The sequence below is a fragment of the Pedococcus sp. P2_A3 genome, assembly GCF_056405035.1.
Window position 1 is genome coordinate 1 of the sequence record NZ_JBFUCW010000044.1, and the last position, 8683, is coordinate 8683.

The following is an 8683-nucleotide window of genomic DNA, read 5'->3' on the forward strand; positions in this document are numbered from 1 at the left end:
ATCTACGTCCTGCCCGACCACCACGGTGCGGGGACGAGCCACCGGCTGATGGCCGCTGGCATCGAGGCGGCGCGGGCCCGGGGCTCGGCCGGCGTCTGGCTCGGTGTGAACCAGCAGAACGACCGCGCCCAGCGCTTCTACGCGAAGAGCGGCTTCGAGCGCGTGGGCACCAAGCGCTTCCTCGTGGGGGACCGCTACGAGGACGACTACGTCTTCCAGCGGCCGGTCTGACACCCACCGAGCGACGCCTGGGCACCCCGGATGGCCAGTGGGCGACGACGCCGTGAAACGATGGCAAAGCAGCGAAACGTCCCTGACCAGACCCGTAACAGCCGTGGAACAACGACAGCGACAAGTGTTAACACCGGAAAGTTGTTGAACCCTTCACGAAGGCCCTCGAATGGGCCTAGAGTCCTGACTCGGTCGCCTTGCGAGGCGCCCGCGGCCGTTGGGGGAGCCGTCTGCAGTGGTGAGCAGTCCCGAGCGACGATGGAGGAAACCCCGTGAGCCGTCCCGTGATCAGCGTCAGGCGTGTCTCTGCGGACGAAGAGCGGTCGTTCACGGAGCTCTGGATGACCTCGCGCGTCGAGGCCGGTGTCAGCCCCGAGGTGGTCGCCCGAGCCGCGTCCGAGGGTCGCATCTCCACCGCCCTGCACCGCGAAGACGTCCGCGCCTACGTCGCCACCGCTGACGGCCAGCCGGTCGGGTTCGCCGTCGCCGCGACCAGCCCCTTCTCCTCCCTCACGGACGCTCCCTGCGTCACCATCGACCAGCTCTACGTCGTGCCCGACTCGCGCAAGCATGGCGTCGCGCGCCAGCTGATGAGCGCCGTCACCCTCTACGCAGACTCCCGGGGCTGCGAGCAGATCGGGTGCAACGTGCCGGCCCAGCACCGCGACGCCAACCGCTTCTTCGCCCGGCTCGGCTTCAGCTCCCAGATGGTGCGTCGCGTCACCAGCGTGTCCGCGCTGCGTCGCCGCCTCGGGCAGGACGAGTCGCGGCACCACACGTCGATCGAGGCGCTGCTCCACCGTCGCCGGTCGCTGCGTGCGCGCGCCACGGCTTCGGCGACCGCCGACGGCCGGCTGGCCGGCTGAGCCTCAGGCCCCCGGGGCTGCGTCGCGCAGCAGGCAGGTGATCCGGCAGGTGCAGGTGCGCCGGTCCTGGTCGTCGGTGATGACGACCTCGTAGGACGCGAGGGTGTTGCCCAGCGACAGGGCGGTCGCCGTGCCGGTCACGAAGCCGGACCGCGCGGCCCGGTGGTGGGTCGCGTTGATGTCGAGACCGACCGCGATCCGGTCCGGGCCGGCGTGCAGGGCGGAGCCGATCGACCCCAGGGTCTCGGCCAGCACCACGGACGCGCCTCCGTGCAGCAGGCCGTAGGGCTGCGTGTTCCCCTCGACGGGCATCCGGGCGACCAGGCGCTGCGGCGAGGCCTCGAGCACCTCGATCTGCATGCGGTGGAGCAGCGAGTTCGGGTTCATCGCCATCATCGCCTCGAGGGCGGGGGCGAACTCGCTGCTGGTGGGGCCAGCGCTCGTGGGGCTGGTGGTCGTGGGGCTGGTGGTCGTGGGGCTGGTGGTCGAGGGGTTGGCGGTCGCGGGGCTGTCACTCATACGCAATAGGCTGCCATGCGTGAGTCGCCTCCTGCTCCTCGACGGTCATTCCCTTGCCTACCGCGCGTTCTTCGCGCTGCCGGCCGAGAACTTCTCGACCAGCACGGGCCAGCACACCAATGCGGTCTACGGCTTCACCTCGATGCTGATCAACGTCATGCGCGACGAGCAGCCCACCCACCTGGCGGTGGCGTTCGACGTGTCGCGCCAGACCTTCCGCACCGACGAGTACGCCGACTACAAGGCGGGTCGCTCGGCCACCCCGAACGAGTTCCACGGCCAGGTGTCGCTGCTCCACGAGGTCCTCGACGCGCTGAAGATCCGCTACGTCGAGGTCGATGGCTACGAGGCCGATGACGTCCTGGCCACGCTCACCACCCAGGCGCTCGCCGAGGGCATGGAGGTGCTGATCTGCTCGGGCGACCGCGACTCCTTCCAGCTCGTCACCGACACCAGCACCGTGCTCTACCCCGTCAAGGGCGTCTCCGAGCTGGCAAGGATGACCCCGGCCGCCGTCGAGGCCAAGTACGGCGTGCTCCCCGAGCGCTACTCCGACCTCGCTGCCCTGGTGGGGGAGTCGAGCGACAACCTGCCCGGGGTCCCCGGGGTGGGCCCCAAGACCGCCGCGAAGTGGATCGGCCAGTACGGCGATCTCACCGGCGTCGTCGCGCACGTGGACGAGATCAAGGGCAAGGCGGGCGAGGCGCTGCGCGAGCACCTCGACGGCGTGCTGCGCAACCGTCGACTCAACCAGCTCGTCCGCGACCTCGAGCTGCCGCTCGGCATCGCCGACCTCGAGCGTCAGAACTGGGACCGCGAGCAGGTGCACACGGTCTTCGACAGCCTCGAGTTCCGGGTGCTGCGCGACCGCCTCTTCGAGTACCTCGAAGCGCCGCAGGAGGAGGCCGACCACGGCTTCGACCTCGACGGCGCGCTGCTCGCCCCCGACGAGGTGGCCGGGTGGCTGGAGGAGTATGCCGCGCCGGGCGCCACCGTGGGTGTCCACGTGGTGGGGCACTGGGGGCGGGGGACCGGCGACGCGACCGCGCTCGCGCTGGCCACCGATGGTGACGCCGCGGCATACCTCGACCTGACGACGCTGGACGCCGCGGGTGAGGCCGCGGTCGGAGCGTGGCTGGCCGACGCTGACCGCCCCAAGGTGCTCCACGACGCCAAGGGGCCGTTGCTGGCCCTGGCGGCTCGCGGCTGGCCGGTGGCCGGTATCGCCACCGACACGGCACTGGCCGCCTACCTCGTGCGCCCCGACCAGCGGTCCTACGACCTGGCCGACCTCGTGCTGCGCCACCTGGGTCGTGAGCTGCGGGCCGAGGCCGACACCTCCGGCCAGGGACTCCTCGACTTCGGTGACGAAGGCGACGCCGGCGCCCAGGACGCGATGGTGCGGGCCCGGGCGGTCCTCGACCTGGCCGGCTCGCTGGCCGAGCAGCTCGAGGCCACCGGCGGCACGTCGCTCCAGCAGGACGTCGAGCTGCCGCTGGAGCAGGTCCTCGCCGGTATGGAGCGCACCGGCATCGCCGCCGACGTCGACGTCATGACGGGGCTGGAGGCCGACTTCGCGGCCAAGGTGCGCGAGGCGCAGCAGGACGCCTACGACGCGATCGGCGGCGACCAGATCAACCTCGGGTCGCCCAAGCAGCTGCAGGTCGTGCTCTTCGAGACCCTGGGCCTGCCCAAGACCCGGCGCACCAAGACCGGCTACACCACGGACGCCGACGCGCTGAACGACCTGTACACCAAGACCGAGCACCCCTTCCTCGAGGCCCTGCTGCGACACCGTGACTCGTCACGACTGCGGGTCACCGTCGAGGGGCTGCTCAAGTCGGTGGCCGAGGACGGGCGCATCCACACGACCTACCAGCAGACCATCGCCGCGACCGGACGGTTGTCCTCGACCGACCCCAACCTCCAGAACATCCCGATCCGCACCGACGAGGGCCGCCGCATCCGCGAGGTCTTCATCGTGGGCGAGGGCTACGAGTCGCTGATGTCGGCCGACTACAGCCAGATCGAGATGCGGATCATGGCCCAACTCTCCGGCGACGAGGGGCTGATCGAGGCGTTCCGGTCGGGGGAGGACCTGCACCGCTTCGTCGGTTCGCGGGTGTTCTCCGTCGAGCCCGAGGACGTCACCCCGGCGATGCGCTCCAAGGTCAAGGCGATGTCGTACGGGTTGGCCTACGGCCTCTCGGCGTTCGGTCTGTCCAAGCAGCTCACCATCTCGACCGGCGAGGCCCAGGGCCTGATGGACGAGTACTTCGCCCGGTTCGGCGGGGTCAAGGACTACCTCGACTCGGTCGTCGCCGAGGCGCGCGGGACGGGTTACACGCAGACCATGTTGGGTCGTCGGCGCTACCTGCCCGACCTGACCTCCGACAACCGGCAGCGACGCGAGATGGCCGAGCGGATGGCGCTCAACGCGCCCATCCAGGGGTCGGCGGCCGACATCATCAAGCTCGCGATGCTGCGGGTCGAGAAGGCGCTGGCGGACTCCGGCGCACGCTCACGGCAGCTGCTGCAGGTGCACGACGAGCTGGTGCTCGAGATCGCCCCGGGAGAGGCTGCCGACGTCGAGGCGTTGGTGCGCAAGGAGATGGGCGGGGCGATCGAGATGGATGTCCCGCTCGACGTCAGTGTCGGCGTGGGGCGGTCCTGGTTCGACGCTGCCCACTAGGTGTGAGCCAGGCTGGTTGAGCCTGCCGAGCCGGGCGACCGGTGTTCGCCGACGACGTGATGTGGGCGACATGCACGGGTTTCCTACGAGAAGCGTGCGCCAGAACATGGCTTACCCCATACTCTGCGGTAACCACCGCACCCGCCAATGGACGCCGGGTGCTTTTACTGTGAGGTGTACATGCGCAGAAGCCTGGTCGCAGGGCTTGTGTTGGCCGTTTTCGCCGCCCTGATCATCGGTCTTGGGCAGCTTTTGGGTCTGGATCTCGAGCACGTCGCTCTCATGGGCGCCGCCCTCGGCGGGGTGCTCGGTCTCGTGCCGCACTCGGTGCCGCTCGGGAAGCTCGGCGGTTTCGTCGTCGGCTTCGTCCTGGCGTGGATCGGGTTCGCGCTTCGCGCGGGCGTGTTCCCGGACTCGGCGGGCGGCCGCGCTGTGGCGGCGTTCCTAGTGGTGGCCGCCATCGGCGCCGCGTGCGCTGTCAGCGCGGGGCGGCTTCCGTTGTGGAGTGGGCTTCTCGGTGCCGCTGCCATCGTTGGCGCCTACGAGGAGACGTACACCAACGCGCCTTCGCAGTTCCTCAAGGATTCTCCGACAGCCGGGACCACGGTTCTGTTTGCGGTGGCTCTGGGCTTCCTCGCCACGTCGCTCCTCGGTGAGGGCCTTCGAGCGGGAGCGGATGAATCACGTGAAGGCTGGAACTGGTTCAACCGTGATGCGGGACATCGAAACGACAAAGACACCGTTGGTCTTGAGGACCTCGTGGCAGGAGATAGCAAGTGAAGAGAAGTAAGACCCTGACCATTGCGGGCACCGGGCTTCTCGGTATGCCTGCCGCGCTCATGCTCGCTTGCGGTCCGGCCTTCGCTGCCTCGAGCGGTGACGTCATCGTGTCGAACACGGAGACCGTCCAGGCCTACCTGAACGCCTCGGGCAAGGTGGATGTCGCGCGCGTGTATGAACAGATCGCCATGCAGGGCAAGGGAACAGTGGACCTGGTCAACCCTGTCGAGCCGAAGGGCTTGCGCAACCTCGACGGATTCGGGGGTTTTGAGGTCAAGGACGGCCAGATGGTCGGCACGTACACCGTGGATGGCGAGAAGCGCCTACGCACCGTCAGCAACTACACCAAGAAGCTCCCCCTCGAAGTCGACGTGAAGTACACGCTGGACGGCAAGCAGGTCAGCCCCGGCGACGTGGTCGGCAAGAGCGGCAACCTCCAGGTCCAGTACACCGTCCGCAACGTGACCGGGCGGCCCCAGGACGTCACGTTCAACGATGGAACTGGCAAAGATGCCACTGCCACCGAAGATGTGGTGATCCCCATGGTGGGCTCGCTGTCGACGGTGTTGCCGTCGAACTTCACGGACGTACGCTCCGACGAGGCCAACATGGCGGGCGACGGCCGTGGCGGCACCAAGATGTCGTTCACCATGACCCTGTTCGGGCCGATTGGAAAGCCCGAAGCCACCTTTGGCTACCAGGCCACCATCAGCGACGGCGTGATCCCCAAGGCCTCTATCTCCGCACTGCCGGTGAGTCCGCTCGACAGCCCCTCGTTCAAAGGTGGGGCCGAGAGCTACAAGGGAGGTGCCGAGACGGGCGCCACTCTCACCGCTGGCGCGACGCAGATCGACGCGAACCTCCTGAAGCTGCGGGACGGCGCCGGGGATCTTCTCGCGGGCCTCATCAAGCTGAAGGATGGCGCGAACCAGCTGCACGACGGACTGGCTGGTCAGGCTGCACCCGGTGCAGCCAAGCTCGCCGATGGCGCTGACCTTCTTAAGGACGGGACCGGCAAGCTCGCAGCCGGCGCGATCCAGGCCAAGGACGGCTCGGCGCAGGTCGCTGATGGCGCCAACCAGGTGGCGACGGGTTCATCAGCCCTTGCCGTCGGCGCGGGCGATCTTGCTGCGGGAAGTAACGATCTGGCTGCCGGTGCTGCGGACCTTGCGGATGGGATCGCCCAAATCAAGGCGGGCGTCGACGCGCTGCCGACGACTGTTGCCCAAGACCCTGATTTCCAGCGACTCAAGGGAGCGCTCGCCAGCATTCAGGCAGGTATCGGAACGCCTACGGACGTGAGCCAGACCACATTGCTGGGTGGCCTCAACCTGCTCGGGTACGGGATCCGCAGCCCCTTGGGCGTCGCCACCTGCGATCAGGACCCCACCGATGACGCAAACCCGGCTGATGACTGCGGGGCTGCCGACGGCGTCGAGATCATCGCGGACAGGCTCACTGCGGCCGGTCCGGCCATCGGCTCGCTCAAGAACGCGGGGATTGGCGCCTACCAGGCTGCAGGATGCCTGCAGTCAGCGGCGACGCCCATCCCTCCGGTAATCCCTCCGACGAGTCTGCCTCCAGGGACCCCTCCGGTCTGCATCTACACGTCCAACATCGTCTACGGCCTTGCGATCCCCGCTGGGATTTCTCCCACTTCTCCCGACGGCGGCCTGCAGCAGCAGACCGCCTTGGCCGCAGCCAAATTGACGACCATCTTCAATGGTTTGGACAGTCGGGCACTGCCTGGGATCGCGGCGATCAAGAAGGGTTTGTCCAACCCGGGCTGCGATCAACTCGTGACGGTGAAGACCGACCCCAAGTACTGCGGGATCGCGCAGGCGGCGGGTTTGGTCAGCGCTGGAGTTGACACGTTGGTTGCCAGCATCGCGGCGACCATCTCCAGCTACCTCAGTGATGCCTCCGATGGCGCCAACCAGGTGGCGGACGGAGCAAACCAGGTGGCAGGCGGTGCTGGCCAGGTCGCCGGCGGCGCAGGTGCTCTGTCTGCTGGTGCCAAGAAACTGTCTGGGGGTGCGGGTCAGTTGGACTCAGGTCTTGGCGTCCTGTCTGACGGCGCTGGACAGCTGGACAGCGGTGCGGGGCAGCTCAAGGACGGTGCGAACCAGCTCTCGAGCGGTCTGGGCGATGCAGCGACGGGTTCGGGCCAGCTGGCGGATGGACTCAATAAGGCGGCCGATGGCGCTCCGAAGCTCCGGGACGGGGCGCAGCAGCTCTCCGATCAGGGCACCAAGAAGCTGATCGAGGCGGGCAAGTCCACTGCTGCCGACTACGGCCAGAAGTACGCACTCATCGAGGCTGGTGCCAAGCGCGCCCAGACCGAGGGCATGGCCTACGGTGCGCCGAAGGACGCCGCGGGCCAAACCGCGTACTCGTACGAGTTGGCGGGAGCCGACGGCGAGGGTGGCAGGAACTGGGGCCGCGGCCTGGGTGCTGTGGCTGTCTTTGCTCTTGCGGGTGGTGCGGCGCTACTACGCCGACGTGTGATCTGATCGACCATCACTGTGCGAGGCGGTCCTTCGGGGCCGCCTCGCACGCATTCCGCGCCGTGCACGTGGGATCTCCCGCTGCCGACGAGGGCGTAGCACCTCGTCCGCACACATGGGTGCGTTCAGGTCGTCGGCGCCGGCCGGATCAGGGCTCCCGTGAGGACCAGGAAGCAGCAGGTCGCGGCTTGGCGCGCTGCGGTCAGGCGCGGCAGACGAAGATCGCGGTGCCCGGGAAGTACCCGCCGCGCAGGGGTGACCACCCTCCCCAGGACTCCTGGTTGCGCTCCGGCCACTCTGGCTCGACGAGGTCGACGAGCACCAGGCCGGCGGCCACCAGCTCGCGGACGCGGTCGCCGACGGTGCGGTGGTGCTCGACGTAGGTGGCCTCACCGTCGGAGTCGGCCTCGACGTAGGGGGTGCGGTCGAAGTACGACTGGGCCAGGGTCAGGCCGCGCGCGCCCGGGTCGTCGGGGAACGCCCAGCGGAAGGGGTGGGTCGTGGAGAAGACGAACCGCCCCCCGGGGCGCAGCACCCGCGCGACCTCGCGCATGAGGCGGGCGGTGTCGGCCACGAACGGGACGGCGCCGTAGGCGGTGAAGACGGTGTCGAAGCTGCCGTCGGCGAAGGGCAGCTCGACCGCGTCGCACTGGGCGAAGGGGACGGCACGCGCGGGAGCCTTGCGGTTGAGGTCGAGCCCTTGGCGGACCATCCCGGCCGACAGGTCCGTGGCCACCACCTGCCCACCGGCCGCGGCCACCCAGCGCGCGCACTGGCCGGCGCCGGCCCCGATCTCCAGCACCCGGCGACCGTTGAGGTCGCCGAGCAGCCGCAGCTCGTCCTCCCGCCACCCCTCGGGTCCCCAGACGAAGTCCGCGTCCCCGAGGAAGGTCCCGTGCTCGGCGTAGTAGTCGCCGGCCTCGGCGTCCCACCACGACCGGTTGGCGGCGGCGGTCTCCTCCGCACCCGCCTCGCGACGGCTGACCTGCGCATACTCACTCAACGGCATACCCCTCGCGTTTTGACCCTGCACGGACGGCGTCGGTAAGGTAGGGAGGCACTTCCGTGTGCGCGCTTCGTCGTGCCGC

General features: G+C 68.8%; 7 protein-coding genes. 5 read left to right on the top strand and 2 right to left on the bottom strand.

Going from position 1 to position 8683, the window contains the following annotated elements; translation table 11 throughout:
• Both AC1DX8_RS20980 and AC1DX8_RS20985 read left to right on the top strand, forming a co-directional pair.
• On the top strand, window positions 1-231 hold a 231-nt coding region (locus AC1DX8_RS20980), incomplete at its 5' end, for a GNAT family N-acetyltransferase (protein WP_477631896.1).
• Window positions 232-503: 272 nt separating this feature from the next.
• Window positions 504-1097 carry a GNAT family N-acetyltransferase gene (locus AC1DX8_RS20985; protein ID WP_477631897.1) on the top strand — a complete coding sequence of 198 codons (594 nt, stop codon included), beginning with the start codon at window positions 504-506 and terminating at the stop codon, window positions 1095-1097.
• A gap of 3 nt (window positions 1098-1100) precedes the next feature.
• Here the strand turns inward: AC1DX8_RS20985 and AC1DX8_RS20990 are convergent, their stop codons facing one another.
• Window positions 1101-1493 carry a PaaI family thioesterase gene (locus AC1DX8_RS20990; protein WP_477631902.1) on the bottom strand — a complete coding sequence of 131 codons (393 nt, stop codon included), beginning with the start codon at window positions 1491-1493 and terminating at the stop codon, window positions 1101-1103.
• Between the two features lie 142 nt (window positions 1494-1635).
• On the opposite strand from AC1DX8_RS20990, the gene polA reads away from it, so the two are divergent.
• The 3 genes from polA (at window position 1636) to AC1DX8_RS21005 (ending at window position 7601) form a co-directional block, all read left to right on the top strand.
• A complete protein-coding gene (gene polA / locus AC1DX8_RS20995; RefSeq protein WP_477631898.1) occupies window positions 1636-4308 on the top strand; it encodes a DNA polymerase I in 2673 nt (890 codons plus the stop codon).
• A 180-nt stretch (window positions 4309-4488) separates the two neighbouring features.
• Window positions 4489-5088: a hypothetical protein gene (locus tag AC1DX8_RS21000; RefSeq protein ID WP_477631899.1), complete on the top strand. Its 600-nt coding sequence runs from the start codon at window positions 4489-4491 to the stop codon at window positions 5086-5088.
• Window positions 5085-7601, top strand: a complete 2517-nt coding sequence (locus AC1DX8_RS21005) for a hypothetical protein (protein ID WP_477631900.1) — start codon at window positions 5085-5087, stop codon at window positions 7599-7601. The genes AC1DX8_RS21000 and AC1DX8_RS21005 overlap by 4 nt, the downstream gene beginning before the upstream one ends.
• Before the next feature lie 196 nt (window positions 7602-7797).
• On the opposite strand, the gene AC1DX8_RS21010 is transcribed toward AC1DX8_RS21005, so the two are convergent.
• Window positions 7798-8604, bottom strand: a complete 807-nt coding sequence (locus AC1DX8_RS21010) for a class I SAM-dependent methyltransferase (protein ID WP_477631901.1) — start codon at window positions 8602-8604, stop codon at window positions 7798-7800.
• Window positions 8605-8683: the final 79 nt, after the last annotated feature.

Bases quoted from the DNA above. Each gene is read 5' to 3' on its own strand.
- AC1DX8_RS20990 (WP_477631902.1), bottom strand. From the start codon at position 1,493: ATGATGGCGATGAACCCGAACTCGCTGCTCCACCGCATGCAGATCGAG.
- AC1DX8_RS21000 (WP_477631899.1), top strand. From the start codon at position 4,489: ATGCGCAGAAGCCTGGTCGCAGGGCTTGTGTTGGCCGTTTTCGCCGCC.
- AC1DX8_RS21010 (WP_477631901.1), bottom strand. From the start codon at position 8,604: ATGCCGTTGAGTGAGTATGCGCAGGTCAGCCGTCGCGAGGCGGGTGCG.